The organism is Pedobacter jaeyakensis (genome assembly GCF_054461315.1).
On record NZ_CM136921.1, the window covers coordinates 657,757 to 675,577 of the forward strand.

9 protein-coding genes and 1 tRNA gene are annotated in these 17,821 nt (G+C 39.3%); 1 reads left to right on the forward strand and 9 read right to left on the reverse strand.

Annotated elements, in window-relative coordinates; all coding sequences use genetic code 11:
- Nucleotides 1-82 precede the first annotated feature (82 nt).
- Nucleotides 83-154 (reverse strand) — tRNA-Arg (locus ACXZ1K_RS03045).
- Between the two features lie 230 nt (nt 155-384).
- Entirely contained in the window at nt 385-2,490 is a 2,106-nt protein-coding gene (metG, locus tag ACXZ1K_RS03050) for a methionine--tRNA ligase (RefSeq protein ID WP_458971910.1), read from the reverse strand.
- 40 nt (nt 2,491-2,530) lie between these two features.
- Between metG and ACXZ1K_RS03055 the strand changes: the two genes are divergently transcribed.
- Nucleotides 2,531-3,433, forward strand: coding sequence for a S66 peptidase family protein (locus ACXZ1K_RS03055; RefSeq protein WP_458971911.1), 903 nt, complete (start codon nt 2,531-2,533; stop codon nt 3,431-3,433).
- An 84-nt stretch (nt 3,434-3,517) separates the two neighbouring features.
- Here ACXZ1K_RS03055 and ACXZ1K_RS03060 read toward each other — a convergent pair whose 3' ends face one another.
- The 7 genes from ACXZ1K_RS03060 to ACXZ1K_RS03090 form a co-directional block, all read right to left on the reverse strand.
- Nucleotides 3,518-4,030, reverse strand: a complete 513-nt coding sequence (locus ACXZ1K_RS03060; protein ID WP_458971912.1) for a hypothetical protein — start codon at nt 4,028-4,030, stop codon at nt 3,518-3,520.
- 36 nt (nt 4,031-4,066) lie between these two features.
- The gene (locus ACXZ1K_RS03065; RefSeq protein WP_458971913.1) at nt 4,067-5,542 is read right to left on the reverse strand and encodes a SusD/RagB family nutrient-binding outer membrane lipoprotein; all 1,476 of its coding nucleotides are present in this window, start codon (nt 5,540-5,542) and stop codon (nt 4,067-4,069) included.
- A gap of 20 nt (nt 5,543-5,562) precedes the next feature.
- On the reverse strand, nt 5,563-8,730 hold the full coding sequence (locus ACXZ1K_RS03070; RefSeq protein WP_458971914.1) for a SusC/RagA family TonB-linked outer membrane protein: 3,168 nt from the start codon (nt 8,728-8,730) through the stop codon (nt 5,563-5,565).
- 490 nt (nt 8,731-9,220) lie between these two features.
- Nucleotides 9,221-10,093, reverse strand: coding sequence for a hypothetical protein (locus ACXZ1K_RS03075; RefSeq protein ID WP_458971915.1), 873 nt, complete (start codon nt 10,091-10,093; stop codon nt 9,221-9,223).
- A 23-nt stretch (nt 10,094-10,116) separates the two neighbouring features.
- On the reverse strand, nt 10,117-11,817 hold the full coding sequence (locus ACXZ1K_RS03080) for a SusD/RagB family nutrient-binding outer membrane lipoprotein (protein WP_458971916.1): 1,701 nt from the start codon (nt 11,815-11,817) through the stop codon (nt 10,117-10,119).
- A 17-nt stretch (nt 11,818-11,834) separates the two neighbouring features.
- Nucleotides 11,835-15,002 (reverse strand): SusC/RagA family TonB-linked outer membrane protein, encoded by a 3,168-nt coding sequence (locus tag ACXZ1K_RS03085; RefSeq protein ID WP_458971917.1) that lies wholly within the window; start codon nt 15,000-15,002, stop codon nt 11,835-11,837.
- A 318-nt stretch (nt 15,003-15,320) separates the two neighbouring features.
- The gene (locus tag ACXZ1K_RS03090; protein WP_458971918.1) at nt 15,321-17,810 is read right to left on the reverse strand and encodes a M14 metallopeptidase family protein; all 2,490 of its coding nucleotides are present in this window, start codon (nt 17,808-17,810) and stop codon (nt 15,321-15,323) included.
- Nucleotides 17,811-17,821: the final 11 nt, after the last annotated feature.

Genomic DNA, 17,821 nt, shown 5'->3' on the forward strand with positions numbered 1-17,821 from the left:
CATGACACCCATCGAAGCATGTAATTGATACAGAAATAGCATCTAAATAAAAAGAGAGAACAACAATGCTCTCTCTTTTTAGTGGTCCCGACGAGAATCGAACTCATATCTAAAGTTTAGGAAACTTCTATTCTATCCGTTGAACTACGGGACCAAGTTGCAACACTCTCATTAAATCCAATTGCAGGCGCAAATATAGTAATAAAACTTACCTCTTCAACAAGGTAATCTCGTAAAATTAAAAGGTGTTGAGTTCGCGAAAAAAGTAAGAGAGATCGGAAAAGCATACTAATGAGTCCATGATAAAAACGTGATACAGCTATAATGAATCTGTAATATCCCTCAAAATCACAGAGGATCTAGAGCTTGCCGCGCAGATCACCCTTACTTGATGATGCTTCCGTTATGGTGTTTCTGGATAGGTGAAACGAACGCTAACTTTCCATCTGCATCCTCCGACATCAATATCATTCCCTGGGACAGTATGCCCTTAATTTCTCTTGGAGCAAGATTTACGATTAAGCTTACCTGCTGACCAACAACATCTTCTGGGCTATAATACTCTGCAATGCCCGAAACTACGGTTCGCTGATCTATTCCTGTATCTAAAGTTAACTTGAGCAATTTCTTGGTTTTCTCTACTTTCTCCGCAGCAATAATTGTAGCAACACGGATATCGATCGCCGTAAACTGATCAAACTGTATGTTCTCTTTTGCAGATTCAGTAGCCGCTGGGACAGCATTATCTGCTTTGCTCTGATTGAGCTTATCAATTTGCGCCTGAACTGCCTCGTCCTCTATTTTCTCAAACAATAAAGTTGGCTCATTCAATTGGTGGCCGCGATGTAGTAGGTTAATACTACCCGCATCTTCCCATAGGTGACCGCCATAATTGAGCATTTTCATCAGCTTATCTGCCGTGAATGGCAAGAATGGCTCTATTAGGATCTCAATGTTGGCAGCAATTTGAAGACTAATGTTTAAGATGGTTCTTACCCGGTCTTCATCTGTTTTGATCACCTTCCAAGGCTCTGTGTCTGCCAGGTATTTGTTACCCAAGCGGGCAACATTCATCACTTCCGACAAGGCCTCTCTAAAGCGATAATTTTCAATAGAAGCACTGATCTTGGCAGGATAAGCAGCAAGCTCATCAATTACTTGTTGATCTATGTCTGTTATTTCCATTAGCATAGGCACTTTGCCAGCAAAATACTTATGCGTTAAAACCGTAACCCTATTGATAAAATTACCCAATATGGCAACCAGTTCATTGTTATTTCTGGCCTGAAAATCTTTCCAGGTAAAATCGTTGTCTTTCGTTTCTGGTGCAGTAGCAGTTAACACATAACGAAGTACGTCCTGCTTGTCTTTAAACTCAAGCAAATATTCATTTAACCAGACCGCCCAATTTTTAGAGGTAGAAATTTTCTGCCCTTCCAGGTTTAGGAATTCATTGGCCGGGACATTATCTGCAAGGATGTAATCGCCATGCGCCATGAGCATAGCAGGGAATATAATGCAGTGAAATACGATGTTATCTTTACCTATAAAGTGTACCAGTTTAGTGCTTTCATCTTTCCAATATTCTTCCCAGTTACCTTTTTCTACTTCGTTTTGGTTGATGTAATATTCTTCTGCCTTTGGATTCCAAACGTCTAACCGTGCATATTCAAAGAGCTCTTTAGTAGCAGAAATATAGCCAATAGGTGCGTCGAACCATACATAAAGCACTTTCCCATCGGCGCCTTTTACCGGCACTTTTACACCCCAATCTAAGTCTCTGGTCATTGCCCTTGGTTGTAAACCTGCGTTTAACCAGCTTTGGCACTGTCCATAAACATTTGGTCGCCATTCTTTATGACTTTCTATATATGTTCTTAAACGATCCTCGTATTGGTCCAGGGGAAGGAACCAGTTTTTGGTTTCTTTTCTAACGGGCTTTTCGCCTGATAAGGTTGATTTCGGATTGATAAGATCAGTTGCGTTTAGCGTACTTCCGCAGTTTTCGCACTGGTCACCGTAAGCATTCTCGTTTCCGCACTTAGGACAGGTACCAGTAATGTACCTATCGGCCAAAAAGGTTTGTGCCTTTTCATCGTAATATTGCTCTGTTACTTCTTCTGTAAAAACACCATTTTCATAAAGTGTTTCGAAGAAATCTGAGGCTGTATGGTGGTGTGTTAAAGAGGAAGTACGGTGGTAAATATCGAATGATACGCCAAATTCCCTAAAAGAATCGCCAATAATTTTGTGATATTTATCTACAATCACTTGTGGTGTAACCCCTTCTTTTTTGGCCTTTAATGTAATGGGAACACCATTTTCATCAGAGCCACAAATAAATTTTACATCACGCTTGTTAGACCTTAAATACCGCACATAGGTATCTGCAGGCAGGTAAACGCCGGCTAAATGACCAATATGGACAGGGCCGTTGGTGTATGGCAATGCTGCTGTTACGGTATATCTCTTTATTTTACTGTTATCCAAAACTATTTTTATTATTTTGGCAAAGATAAGTGTTTTACCAATGATTAAACAGCCAGCATATTTAAAAAAGGGCGACAAAGTCGCGATCGTTTGTCCGGCTAAGAAATTACCGCGCAGTATTGACGATGCTGTCGCTGTTTTAGAAGATTGGGGACTGGAGGTTATAATTGGCGAAACAGTAACCGCAAGTTACCATCAATTTGCAGGTGACGATGCCCTAAGAGCTAAAGATTTACAAACCTATTTGGATGACCCATCAATAAAAGCAATTATAGCCGGAAGGGGTGGATACGGCACCCTTAGGATTATAGATGAACTTGATTTTACCGCATTTGTGGCGAACCCAAAATGGATTGTTGGCTTCAGCGATATAACGGTATTACTTTCCCACATTTTTGCTCGCTATAGTGTACAATGTATTCATGCGCAAATGCCTTATACATTTCATGATTCCAGTACAGAGGCACTTCTATCGCTTAAAACAGCACTTTTTGGCGGAGATTTGGTTTATAATTATGAGTCTAAATGCAAGATAAAAAACCGCTCAGGAGAAGCTGACGGTATATTGATTGGTGGAAATCTTACTTTATTGGTAATGCTTCAAGGATCTTCCTCTGAAATAGATTATACTGATAAAATTCTCTTCCTGGAAGATGTAGGGGAACATGAATATTCCATAGACCGCATGATGCGGATGTTAAAGCGCAGTGGAAAATTGGCGAAGTTAAAAGGGCTGATTGTCGGTGCGTTTAATGAGATATCAATAGAAGATATACCCTTTGGCTCATCACCCGAAGAAGTTATATGGGAATTAGTTAAGGACTATGATTACCCTGTATGTTTTGATTTCCCCTTTGGGCATATTGAAGATAACAGGGCGATGGTAGTTGGGAGGAAAATAAGGGCAGATGTTAAAAGTACATCTATGTCTGTTCTCTTCTGATATATATATATATATATATATATGTAACAAATAAAAAGGCGTCTAACTGAATCAGTTAGACGCCTTTCCATCGAAATAGCCTTACTATTTGTCTACGTAAACTCTAGCGTAAGTTGGAACAATTACCTGACCATTGTCTAATGTGATCATAAAGTAAAAGTTTCTAGTTAACAAACTAGTTGCTGTGCCTGAAGTTGCGGCTGTTAATTGCGATGCAACAGGCGTAGCTGTTTTAGTATAATATTCTGCCAATGTTGTGCTGAAAGTAACGGTTGTCCCATTTCCTGCAATAGGCGCGGTGTTGTACAATCCGGTTGTTACCTGAACACTGCCATAAGTTGTGGCAGCCGCTACTCTGGTAATTTCCTTTATGGTTCTTCCAGATGATGCTGGAATACTTAAAACAATACTTATTGGTGCCCCGGCAGCAAATGAAGTACTGACAGTAGGCGCAGTAAACGTAGCTACCTTATTGGCAACTGTTACTGGTATTTCAGGATAATTATTTTTCAGCGATATATTCTCTTTTTTACAAGATCCAAATGCCACAGAAAGTATTACTCCTAAAAATAGAATTGGTTTTATATTTAATTTCATGATTCGTATTTAAAAGTATTAATGATCATATTAATTCTACAAAGCCCACCAAACTTTTTGATCCGTTTTCGGTCTCGGAGCTGGTTGGTTAGGGTTTGAATTTGCTTCTTTTGATGTATAGGCAAGACGTTTCGGGATAACAGAAGGATTGTCACCACCAGTAACGTTTAACGCAAGAGCCAATACAGGGTAACCTGTTCTCCTATAGTCATTATACGCCTCTATACCGTTACCTACCCATGCCAAATACTTTTGAGTAATGATCTGCTTAACCATATTTGCTGGGGTACCACTTAATGTTACTACTGTTGGGTTAGTTGTAAAATAATTAGTGATTTCTGCTGTAGTCATACCTACCTTAGTCATTGACGCCCTAATACCATCTTGATATAGCGTATTGGCGTTTGCTGCATTAATCCCCAATGTAACAGCAGCTTCTGCTAAGATAAATTTCATTTGGAAGTTGGTTAACAATCTAGCCGGTGCCTCACCTGCTGCTCCAACGACATACGTGTTGTATTGTGATCTGCTTGCTAGAGCAGGAGCGGCTCCTGTTTGACCGTTTTCAAATGCAACAAACCTTGTTCCCAATGGCTTAGTATACATTTTTGATAATCTTACAGTATCATTTAAGCTTTTAGATAGAGCCAATAATCTTGAGCTTAACATTTCACCATTTTTAAAACTTCCAGATATGTCCTGAACATACATTGGATTCTGATTACCTGCTGCTGTAGAAAATGGCACCTGAAGATCAAGTGTATTATCATTAATATAACCATCAGCACTTGCAAGGACATCGTTGATCGTTGAAGTAGCCAATGCTTTGTTCACATTAGAAACAGTCATAGCAAATTTTAAAAGCAGTGAATTACCCGCTCTTTTCCATTTCGCAATGTTCGTCGTTGGTGTTGCTGATGAGTAATAAATTATATCATCAGTTGTAGGCTTTAACACCGAAGTCTTATTCAGATCAGCTATTCCACTTTTCACCAAATCAAATAATGAAACGATTCCTAAAGCAGTGTTTCCTTGATAGATATCTTCTTGCTTATCATAACGCGGCTGAGGAAATTCTAGTCCAAAGCCCGCTTGAGAGTAAGGAACATCACCCCAAAGATCTGTTGCAACGGATATGATATAAGCCAACTGAATTTTTGCAATTCCAGAGTATGCTGGATCATTTGCCTCACTTTGTTTAATAATTATCCGAAGGTTATTTACAACTGCCGCATAGATCTCAAAATCCCACTGGTTGTCAAAAAGGCCAGCGATGTTGTAAGAATCGTATGTTAGTGCAGAATTGGCTAACCCTGTATTATATTGCATTAAAACGGAGGATACCCTACCAAGCTCGTTAGTATTTGCCCATCCAATTCCAATGCTAGTGTTCGGTAATAAAACTTTAGATGGAACAGCCGTTGGGTTATTGGGGTTGTTGTTTACATCTAAAAACTTTTTGCAGGATGCGAATGATAAAGCAACTGCTGCAAGTATTATAAATTTTTTCATATGTCTTTATAATTATAATATTAGAAAGTTACTCTTAAACTAGCGCCGAAATTCCTGGTATTAGGAGCGCTTTGCAACTCCAATCCACGAATATTTCCTGCTCCTTGAGTGTTAACTTCAGGGTCAATAGGACTATTAGGTGCGTAGTAATAAAGGTTTCTTCCGTAAACAGTTAAACGAATGTTTTTGATTGCGCCGGTTTTAAGTACACTACCAGGAAGATCGTATCCTAGTGTAATTTCTCTTAATCTGAATGTCGTTGCATCAAACACAGTGAATTCTCCACCGCCGATTCCACCAAACCCAGAGTTCCAATAAGTCTGACCAGGAATTTGGATATTATTAGGGCTGTAAGAGCCATCAGCATTTTGGATAACACCAGGTAGAATATGAGGCTCTTCGCGGTTTTCAGCTGTCACGGCTAAAGATCCATTAGCTCTAAATGTAGCAGCTGTCCAAGAGATGATGTCTCCACCTTTTTTGAAATCAACCAATCCACTAAATGTAAATCTTTTGTATCTAACTGTGTTAGTCAAACCTGCAGTCCATTCTTTATTTGGATCCGCAACGATTTGATTTGGAATTGTTGAAGTGTTGTACAAGCCAGTGTTTTTATCAACAACTAATTGTCCGTCCGGACTTCTCAATTGCTTGCTTCCAACAATCACACCATAAGCCTGTCCTTCATAGATCGAAGGAATAACTCCACCAAACACGTTTCCAGCAACTTGGAATGAAGTAATACCCGGAGCGATCGATATAACTTTGTTGATGTTTCTTGAGAAATTGGCAGAGATATCCCAGCTCACAGCGCTAGATCTCACAGCGGTAGCTGTTAATAACAATTCAACACCCTTATTTTTAATCTGTCCAATATTTGTTAGCCTTGAGTTAAACCCGGTTGAAGTTGGCAAGGCCACGCTAACAATCTGGTTTTTACTCCCTTGATTGTAGTAAGTCGCATCCAATGATAACCTATTTTTTAACAAGCCCAAACTCAAACCAAACTCATAAGATGTAGTAAACTCGGGTTTTAAATCTGGGTTTCCTATTGTTCCTGAAGCTCCAAATCCGGCAATTGATCCATAAGGGAATGTGAAGCTAGCAGTGTTGTTTCCGTAACCACCTGTTGAATAAGTACTTTCTAAACTATAAGGAGAAGCGTCTTTACCGACTTTTGCATATGAAGCACGAATTTTTCCAATAGAAAGGATGTCAGACTGAATCTTAAATGCATCAGTGAATACAAAACTTGTAGAGGCAGACGGGTAGAAATAAGTATTATTTTTCGAAGACAAAGTAGAAGATTTATCTACACGACCAGTCAAGTCTAAAAATATGTAGTTATTATATCCTAAGGTTACCTGACTGTAGTAACCCAATAACCTTCTTTTTGTATTTGATTCACCTGATCCTGTGAAGACAGCACCGTTACTTACATTCGTAAAGTTAGGGATGGTAAGACCTACTCCAGAAACATATTGATTCTGGAATACTCTTTGGTTTACGTTCTGGCCTAATAACGCAGTTGCATTTAAACCTGGAACGAAAATATCATTTTTCTTAGCAGTGATTAGGAGATCTCCATTTATTTCACTTCTAAAAAAGTTATCTTCAAGAATACTTCCGGCTGAACTTGTAGCCTGTGTTGAACCAACAGCAACGTAGCGTTTACGTCTGTCAGTATATGTATCTAACCCTAAACGGTAACTTACATTCAACCAATTCGTAACATCATAACCAATATTCACATTTCCTAAGAAACGGCCGAGGTTACTTTTGAATGAGTTTTCATAAGCTGCGAAATAAGGGTTATCTCTACCTGTAACAAACCAATTGTTCGTTCCATCTGGATTTTTGTAGTTTTCCCTGTAGTAGTCGAGGTTTGTACTTCTCGTTACACCAAAAATACCAAAAATACTACTGTTAGCACCATTACCTTGAGTAGTAGCGCCATTTTGAAGCGTATTGAAGTAGTTAATGCTACCAGTCATGTTCAATTTTTCAGTAAGTTGCTTACCAGCACTGAACTGAATAGTTGTTTTCTTGAATTCAGAGGAAGGCAGAATACCTTTAGTGCTCGAATTTCCTGCGCTGAACGAGTAGTTGTTTTTCGCATCACCACTATTGATCAGCAAGTTATTATCCCAAGCAGTTCCTTGATTGAAATAATTGGCAAAGTTATCCTTGTAAGGTGCGTAAGGAATGATATCTCCTGGCGCATAAACAATACCATTAACATTTGGCGCAGTGTTTGGAGCTACAATCAATCCGTTAGCTAAAGATGGGGTAGTTCCAAACCTTAAGCCAAGCGAGTTTGTAGAGGTTGAGTTGAAAACACCACTAGCACCCTGCCCAAATTCATTTTGAAGCTTTGGAAAACCATATACGTTTTGTACACCATAAGATGAATTCAAAGTAACATCAGTTTTGCCTGCCATACCGCTTCCTTTTTTGGTTGTGATAATGATCGCACCGGCAGATGCTCTTGATCCATATAAAGCTGCGGCAGCAGGACCTTGAAGAATGTTCATAGACTCAATGTTATTTGCATTCAAATCCAGAGCCCTATTTGCTGGTTGGTTTGTAAATAAGGTGTTAGTCGTGTTATCCAGATCATTACTAATTGGAATACCATCAACCACAAATAATGGCTGATTTGTTCCAGACATTGATGACATACCACGAAGAATGATATTTGTAGATGAACCGGCGCTACCGCTGGCTCCTGTGATCTCCACACCAGCGATTTTACCTTGTAGGAGGTTTAGGATGTTACCATCACCTTTATCTTGAAGCTGATCTGCTTTTACAGTTTGAGTAGAATAACCAAGATCTCTTTTAACCCTTGTAATACCCAGAGCAGTTACCACAACTTCTCCAAGTTCTTTGGAGTCAGCAGCCAATGATACATTGACAACGTTTGACTCTCCTACAGGCAAAACTTGAGAGGTGTAACCAAGGTAGGAAAATTCAAGTGACGCAGAACCAGCTGGTACGTTGATCACGTATTTACCGTCACTTGCTGTTTGAGTTCCAACTTTTGAATTTTGAATTCTTACAGTCACACCTGGTAGTGGCAAGCCATCGTCCTTTCCTGTAACTGTACCAGTAATTGTTCTTTGTTGCGCCATCGCAGTCCCTGCGATAAACAGCAATATGAACAAACTTTGTAGAAGTTTTTTCATAAAATATAAATTTAGGTTAGTTAATAATGCCTAAATATATATCCAATATTATATGCAAGCATAATTTTTATTATAAACTGAATAGTTTATGACATAACAATGACTAAATATTGAGCTTAGAAAACGTCTAAAATGCTGCATTAAAAGAATTAAATTTTCCCAAAACAGATTTCAATAAAATAATAAGTTGATCATGTTCATTTATGAGAAAAAAACAGAACTTTTAACTTTTTTTAACAATTATTGGCCGAGCAGTCAAAATCAAAACAAACTGAATATCGAGTTATTAGAAAACTCAACATTAAAATCAAAAATTGAGAAAACCGTAACAGTAAGTAAAACTTTGCCCTAAAATATATCAAAAAAAGCCATTCTTAAGTTAAGAATGGCTTTTTTAATGATATTAAACTTCAATTTATGCGAAAGACTTTAATAAACCTAAGTTTCGGACAAAATGCGATTTACAAATCGTCTTTTCGGCAACAACAGGCTACTTCCTCTTTAAAGTAATTACATAATCTCCGTAACCGCCACCGCTAGAATCTGTATGCGTTAATTTAACGCCTACTTTAACTTCACATGGTGCAACTACATTACTTGGGCTATTTGCTACAGAAACTGCTGAGAAGGTTGGGCCTGGCCCGTAGTTTCCATAAGTTACTTTAGCAACAGAAGTAGTATTGTCCGCCGGATTTACGGTAATTACAATAGGCTTTGCATCATTGGCACCGTACATGAAAGATAAATGCGTGGCATCAATAATGGTAACAGGGATAGTTTGTCCAACAGCATAATCTAACCAGCCGTCTTCTACAACGGTGTAAGGAACTGATGCCCCTACCGCTCCATAATCTGACATTTTAAACTGACAAACAGCAGAAAATGTAATTTGAGGAGTTGAACCTGCCAATGAAGAAACACCTCCTTTAGTAGTACCACCCAATGTTGAAAACGCAGGGTAAGTTTTGCCATTTACAGTTACATCCGCACCGATTGTGTAACTATCTCCCAGTACAGACGAAACTCCAAATAGGGATTTTATCATCGTTCCGGTCAACGTCAATGTAGTAGGATAGGTCGTAACATTTGCCTGGATGGTTTTTACAACTGCGGCATTCCCGTTCTTTATAACAACGATGTCAAACTTAGTTGGTTTGGTATCGTTAGGGTAATAAAGATCTACAACAAATTTTCCTGAAAAGGCATCAGGGGCCAATGCAGATATTGTCGCGTCGCCAGTTTTATCTACTGACAATTTAGCCAGTGGAACTCTTTCCAATACAGGAATTTTCGGGTTATCCTCTTTGCGGCAGGCCGCAATTACAATAGAGAAGATAAACATGTATATAACTAATTTTTTCATGTCGATTGATTTATGTTTAAATATTATGGTAACCAAAATGGTTTGTATGTAGACGGATCCACTTTCTGTCCGGGTGCGTTAGCATTGGTTGATAACTCTGGGTTGGACCAAGGTAATGTCAAAGGATATTTTTTAGAAACCTGAACAGTGACCGCCGGTTGTGGACTTTGCGCAGGATCTCCATTAACTGGTGGCTGAACTTTACCTCCAGGTGCCATTGCCGTATTAGAAGGATCAAAAATTGTAGGATATTTCGTCCTTCTATAATCAGTATAGGCATCTACGGCGCTACCAAAACTTGATATCCATTTCTGCGTCATGATAATCTCCAATTGTTTAGCATCAACAGTAGTAGCACCATAACCCGTAACAAAATGCGGCGCTGCATATTCTGCCATAACTTTTGTAATATAATTTGTTACCGCAGTAGAACCTACTAAAGCAGGAACAGTTTGTGTTGGCTTTACAAAATTTGTTACTACATAGTCAACCTGTTTGAAAGATTCCTGAATTGCAGACTGAAGCATTGTAGCAGCGTTACCAGTAATTACACCTGTTTTGATAAGTTCTGCCTTCATATACAGTACATCTGCATAGGTTATAAATCTATATGGCGCAGCACCTGTGCCGCTTGATGCCGATACGGGCCCGCCGCTGCCATCATCATACTTTCCGCCTACAGGATAAATTCCTGGCTCTGTCATGAAATTTTGTTGCGACTGTGCAGCGTTCGGTCCCGTAGATCCAAAATAAATGGAAAGAAATCCGCCATCTCTATATTCTGTTGGGTTTGTACTTGCTCCCGTTGGCTTTAACTGATTGAAGAAATAGTAAGGTACACGTGGATCAGGAGTTCCTGTAAAAATACTCGGATTATAGCCTTTTAACACCTCATAGAACCAAGGACTTTGGTATTGGCTTCTTTGAGCAGCAAAATAGTCAGCAAATCCTGGATTACGATCATCTGTTGCGCCATTTGGTCCAAACGGAAGCACAAAGCTTTCTGCAGTTGTGCTGATCAATTTATCTGCTGTAATTAAAGCATTTACTTCAGCGGTTACACTCTTGGTTAGCCTTTGTTGAAGATAAAGCTTCAATTTGATAGTATTTGCGGCTTTAGTCCATTTCGCAATATCTCCTTTGTAGATTACGTCATCAGTACCTGGTGTAAGCGCATTAGTCGCCGTTGCAGCCATGTCAGCAATACCTTTATCCAACAATGTAATAAGTTGAGGATAGATATCTGCTCCCTTATCAAATTTAGGACTAATGATCTTATCAGAAACAAGCTTATTGACCTCTGAAAAAGGAACATCACCAAAGACATCAACGAGTTGACTATAAGTATAAGCTTTAAGAACCTCAGCAATGCCTGCATATTTTAGGTTGCCTTTTGCAGTTCCTTCAGCAATAATTACATCTAAATTTGTCAATGTACTGGTGTAAAGACCAGACCAGGCATTGATAATATTAAAATCATCACCAGTAGCACCGTATTGATTTGGATCTTCCCTTACTACGTAACGGTGCATGTATACTTCCAGAACTTGTGATAACCCTGATGATGTAGCTAAGTTAACACCTAAGTTTAACTCCACAGCAGGAAGTAGCTTAGGCACGCTAACGGTGGCCGGACTATATGGATCTGAATTAATATCCAGGCTTTTCTTGCATGACATGATCATCAGCACAGCCGGAATTAAATATTTTATTTTACTTGTCATATCAAATATTTTTATAGTTAGAAAGTAACATTAAGGTTAAAACCGTAACGTTTAACATTTGGAGCAGTGGAAAGTTCAATACCTTGAATGTTTGTCGCTCCGAAACTATTAGTTTCAGGGTCAAAATTAGTTCCCTTTGGAATGTTAGGAGCATAGAACCAAAGGTTTCTACCGGTTGCACTTACACGAATCGAACCTATTGGCGCTTTCTTGAACAATGATTTTGGAATAGTATAACCAATGCTGATCTCCCTTAACTTATATACAGTAGCGTCATAAACACTCCATTCGTTAGCTCCATTTGTAGCAAAGGTAGATGCACCACCGCCGTTAAAATATAAATCGTTGGTTGTGATTCTAGTGATGTTTGGTATTTTGTTTCCACTTGCATCTAATAATGCTTTACCAGTATTTGGATCACCGTACACACCAGGTATAACCCAAGTGGTTTCTCTGTCTGCAGTTAAAGAGGAAGTACCGCGACCTAACTCGTTTTGAATTGTTGTCGAATAAACACTTCCCCCTCTGGTATAATCTAGTAAAGCAGAAAAAGTAATCCCTTTAACTGTAACTGTATTGGTCAACCCAAACTTATATTTTGGATTTGGATCACCAATGAATCCTTGTTCAACATCATCAATTAACGCTCCTGTAGCAGGATCAATTAAAAGGTTTCCAACTTCATCTCTGTAACTTCTTGAACCGCGAAGATAGCCGTAAGGCATTCCTGCTTCTGCATATGCTGAATAACCTGTAGAGGCTGCGAAACCAGCAAGGTCAACTCTTGTAACGCCTTCTTTAAGCTTTTCAACCATGTTCTTGTTTTTGGTTAATGCTCCTGTTAAAGACCAGGTAACAGAACGAGAACGAACTGGTGTAGCTGATAGCTGTATTTCGAGACCTTTATTGCTTATCTCACCAAGATTGGTGTAGTAAGCCACAAAACCTGAGCTGGAAGGGGTAGGTATTGGCACGATTAGGTTTGTCGAAATTTTATTATAGTAAGCCACGTCTAGATTCAGTCGCTGGGTAAAGAAACTTAACTCAGTTCCAACCTCGAATTCCTTTGTAAACTCTGGTTTTAAATTAGGATCATTTGCCGTTGAACTGATACCTGCATTTGGTATACCAAGAAAGTTGCTATTAAATACAAAAACGTTATCGATTCCATAAGGATCTGCATCACGACCAACTTTTGCATAACTAGCTCTAATTTTTCCATAGTCTAGCACAGAACTTTCAACTTTCAACGCATCAGTAAATATAAATGTTCCTTGAATTGCTGGATAGAAGTAGCTTCTGTTGTCAACTGGAAGTGTTGAAGACCAGTCGTTACGGGCTGTTGCAGTAACGAATGCATAGTTTTTGTATCCTACAGTTGCCTCACCAAATAACCCAAAAATCCTTCTTCTTGAATAAGAATCTGCAGCAAAACTTTGTTGAGAAGTATTTCTTAAACTATGTACTCCGCGTTCAATAAATTGATTTCCAATCTCCGCATTACGAGTTGAACCACGTTGATTAAAGTTAAATCCTAGCAAACCAGTTAATGAGAAATCTCCTTCAAATTTAGGCGTTAGATTTAATAGGGTAGTTGACTCAATTTCTTGCTTACGGTAGTTATCTAGAGTTAATCGTCCTTTACCTTCAGCCGCCCTTGAGCTTACTTCAATAACTTCGCGACGGTTAAGTGTATTTACGTTTGTTCCTAGCGCAAATGAAAGATTTGCCCATTTGGTCAAATTTAAGTCGGCTTTCATATTAGCAATCATCCGCTCTTCAGCAGTATTTGTGGTATTGTATTTTGCCGACCATAATGGATTATCAAATTGTCCCGCTCCAGCATATATGATACTGTTGCCATTTTTATCTTCAAAAGGAAGACTTAAATCCCAGTTACGTCCCAAGAATAAACTTCTTGAAAACAATGAAGGAGCTCCGTTTTGAGTCTCTCCAAAATAACCTCCCGTTTGAGTAGAGCGGCTGTAACTTAAATTCCCTTTAATTGTCAGTCCCATAGCTAGCTTAGAGCTACCACCCACAGCGATATTAGAACGGTTATAGTCAGAATTTGTCACATACCCTTTTTGATTTAGCTGAGATGCGGTTACCACAATTGCATTTTTATCGTCACCACCGTTTAAACTCACAGAGTTTTCCAACACATATCCATCTTTAAACAGACTGGCAACATTGTCAGGATAAGCTTTATATGGCACAGTGCCATCAGGAAACAATTCTGGATAGGCAGCTAAGTAAGCTGACCATGCAGGAATGGTAGACCTCGAAGTGAAAGCCGGCCCCCACGAACCATTTGAAGCAGAATAATTGCCATAAGAACCTGTACCATAAAGGTTTTGTAGTTCCGGCAACTTTGCTATTTGCTCCAGTGAAGCAGAACTTTTTACATTTACTTCGAAACCTCGCTTGCTTGATCCAGCACTTCCTGTTTTGGTTGTAATTAAAAGTACCCCATTAGATGCACGAGAGCCATAAAGCGCTGCAGCACCTGAACCTTTTAGGGGAACAATACTCAAGATGTCATTCGGATCAATGTTAGCAATTCCGCTACCATAAGCACCACCTCCACCTAACTGACTCGAAGTTGTTACCTGATCATTGCTATAAGGCACCCCATCAACAACAATTAGCGGTTGTGAATCTCCAGAGAATGATGTATTACCCCTCATTTGTATCCTCGTCGCGGCGCCAGGAGTACCTTGCGAAGTACGAATATCCACACCAGCAACTTTTCCTTGAAGTGTTTTTAAAACATCTGGCTCTGAAACTTGGGTAATTTGTTCGTTAGTAACTTTGACCACACTGTTTGCCACAGATCGTGATTGTCTAACCACCCCATAGGAAGATACAACTACTTCACTAAGTTGTTTTGTATCGGATACGAGAACCGCATCTACAACATCCCCCGAGATTGTAATTTCCTGGGTTACATAACCAACATAGGCAAATTGAATTTTGGTAGCACTAGCAGGAACGCTTAATGCATATTTACCTGCGGCACTGGTTAACGTTCCATTTTTTGTTCCTGGGACTAAGATGCTAACGCCAGGGATAGGGAGACCGTCCTCCTTAGCTGTTACCGTACCAGTAATTGTTCGATTTTGTGCAACCGCCGAAACAGCGAATAGCATCAAAATGAACAAACTTTGTAGAAGTTTTTTCATAAAGAATAAAATTTAGGTTAATTAATAGTTAGTACAATATAAAGCTTTTTGAAGCCTGATAGATTAAAGTTAGAATTAAGCATCTTTGAAATGACAATTTAATGACATTAAAACTGGCGGGAGTATTCGTTTAAAACAGAACAATATTCTGATTAATAGAAGATATTTTGATTTTTAGAAGTTTTATTAAACCATCAATTGATAAACACCAAATTTTTTAGAGGTTTTTATACAAAAGCTACCTTTTTACACAGAAACACAGAATTTAACAATTTAAATTGGACAATAACCCATCCCAAAGGGAACGACAAGACTACCTCAATTCAATAAAAACACAGAATTTGCAAAAATCTGTTTGCCACTTTCCCAAAATGACCGGAAAAGCACATCACTCGCAAAATAAATGACAGATCCTTTCCCCAAACTTTGAACCCCGAACAACATTCCATTATCTAGCTTCTTCAACACTGATTTTCCGGCAATTCCAGCAACATAACTATTGGATTTTAAAACCCCGGCATTAAATGTTGATCCGTTCGACTCATAAATCATATCGTCAGTCTTCAAAGCGTAATAGTAATCACCTAATCCAGCCGCCAAAGGATGACTGTTGTCCAGATTAACCCTAAAAATTGCTCCGGGAATAGCGTTCGATTGATCGTCCTGATGCCGATCAGCATATTTCTTTGAATTGACGGGTTTCGACTCCTCTTTGGCTTGTTCTTTCAGCTTAATATTAAAAGGCTTTTTGCCAATGAGGCTCGAAATCGCATCCTGGATAAGTATCAATTTTCCACCGCTGTTTACCCAACCGTCCAATTTTTCATTCAGGTTATCCCCGTAATTCCCATCAGGAAGAATCAGCACATTAATCTTATTGATGTTCAGATTTACTAAATTCTGCATACCTATTAGTGTTAACGGATATTTTAATTCCTGCTCAAATAAATGCCAGACTTCCCCAACCCCTTGAGAGGAGATGCCTGTTCCTGAAACTACCGCAACCTTTGGCATCACAAGAGGACTATAAACAGAGGAGCCGAAGTCTTTACCCTTATCCACAAAACCCGTAGCTACCGGATAGAAATTAATTCTAACGTCTCTTTGGATCGCAGCTATTCGTGCCGCTAAGCCTTTTACATTTCTTTCGTTCTCAGTCCTGTATACCAGCAAAGTTCCTGAACTATAAGTCCTTCCACCAGCTGTAAAGCCTTCTTCTGCGATGCGTACTTTGATATTTGCTTGCTGTAAAGCAATTAGTGCCTGCGCATCGTCAATAGAATTCCATGGAAGGATCCATGCGTACGGCCTATTTATACTTTCAGGTTGATCATTCTTTTCTTCTAATGTCTTAAAACTTCCTTTTATAGACTCTTTGACTGCATAAGCCTTCAGACCATAGGCATATGGTAAGGCCCATGCAGTTATATCATAAGTATTGGAATCTGAAATAGACGTTTGCGGTTCAAACAACACATTTGCCAATACGGCCTTCGGCTGAGATAAATTAACTACTAAGTCGTTCCGCTCTGCCTTAAAACCTTCTATTTTTTTGGTTTCATAACTATAGCCTCTTAAAGCCTTATCAGCACCGAAAGAATATTCAATGCCATTCCTGTCCAGCAATGCGGCCATCCGTTTAATTCTACCCATATTTTGCGCCTTCACAATGTAAGTCTTGTACACACCCGGAGGCGATGCTACTGCTTTTTCAAAATAATTCTTAAACTCTGTAACCAGTTGGCTAGCATTATTGGCGACAGTTTCCACCGTAGCCATCCCTGTAGTATAATGATGATCTATCCTGTCTTTGAGCGTAAGGGTGTCCCCATCAATAGTGACTACTGCCAGTCCAGCACCAATACCACCTTGCTCGTACGTCATTCCAATTGCACCATTATATAATGGGTAGGTATCGCCATAGGATGGGTAAAGCAGATCAAAACGTTCTTTAGTAAAATACTGCCATCCGTTTTCATCAAAATATTTTGCATTGTTCTTACCTACTGTAACCTGGAAAGCCCGTTGCCAGGGCGTAATGTCAACATGGATGGGTTCTGCCGCAGGAGCGAAATAATAGGGCTCATTATAGCTTTGTTCATGAAAATCTACATGCACTTCCGGCATCCATTCGTTATACAATTTTAACCGTTGCTGTGTTTCTACTTGAGATTGCCATGCCCAATCCCTGTTTAGATCAAAATAATAGTGGTTAGGTCTTCCATTTGGCCACAACTCAAAATGCTCCCTGGCCATTGGGTCTGGGTTAGGTTGCTGACCAACAACTTCACCAAAATAGGTAACATATCGCTCCCTCCCATCTGGGTTAAGACAGGGATCCAGGATCACCACAACATTCTTTAACCACTCTTTAACGTTACCATCCTTTTGCTCTGCAAGATTATAGAGCGTCCTCATCGAAGTTTCCGTAGAACTTGCCTCATTCCCATGCACATTATAACTCAACCACAATATGGCTGGCTGCTTTCCTGTCTTCACATCAACTTTTTCCGCGCGACTAATACTTAGGTTAGTTTTTCTAATCTGCTCCAGGTTATCCATGTTCTGTCTGGAAGATACAATAGCCACCAGAAGTTCTCTTCCTTCATAAGTTTTCCCATAGCTTATCAGCCTCATATCTTTTTCATGCTGGCCTGCAACGTACCTAAAGTAGTCGACAACCTTTTGATGTGGCGTAAAGCGACTGCCTAAAGGATATCCCAAAAAAGCATCTGGCGATTTTACCTGGGCGCCAGCTATAGTAAAGCAGAAAAATAATAGTAGGAACGGAAGCCGGAAATATCTCATTAGTAGTAATT

Excerpts from the sequence above, each read along its gene's own strand:
- ACXZ1K_RS03085 (WP_458971917.1), bottom strand. The coding sequence starts at position 15,002 with ATGAAAAAACTTCTACAAAGTTTGTTCATTTTGATGCTATTCGCTGTT.
- ACXZ1K_RS03075 (WP_458971915.1), bottom strand. The coding sequence starts at position 10,093 with ATGAAAAAATTAGTTATATACATGTTTATCTTCTCTATTGTAATTGCG.
- ACXZ1K_RS03090 (WP_458971918.1), bottom strand. The coding sequence starts at position 17,810 with ATGAGATATTTCCGGCTTCCGTTCCTACTATTATTTTTCTGCTTTACT.
- ACXZ1K_RS03055 (WP_458971911.1), top strand. The coding sequence starts at position 2,531 with ATGATTAAACAGCCAGCATATTTAAAAAAGGGCGACAAAGTCGCGATC.
- ACXZ1K_RS03060 (WP_458971912.1), bottom strand. The coding sequence starts at position 4,030 with ATGAAATTAAATATAAAACCAATTCTATTTTTAGGAGTAATACTTTCT.
- ACXZ1K_RS03070 (WP_458971914.1), bottom strand. The coding sequence starts at position 8,730 with ATGAAAAAACTTCTACAAAGTTTGTTCATATTGCTGTTTATCGCAGGG.
- ACXZ1K_RS03065 (WP_458971913.1), bottom strand. The coding sequence starts at position 5,542 with ATGAAAAAATTTATAATACTTGCAGCAGTTGCTTTATCATTCGCATCC.
- ACXZ1K_RS03080 (WP_458971916.1), bottom strand. The coding sequence starts at position 11,817 with ATGACAAGTAAAATAAAATATTTAATTCCGGCTGTGCTGATGATCATG.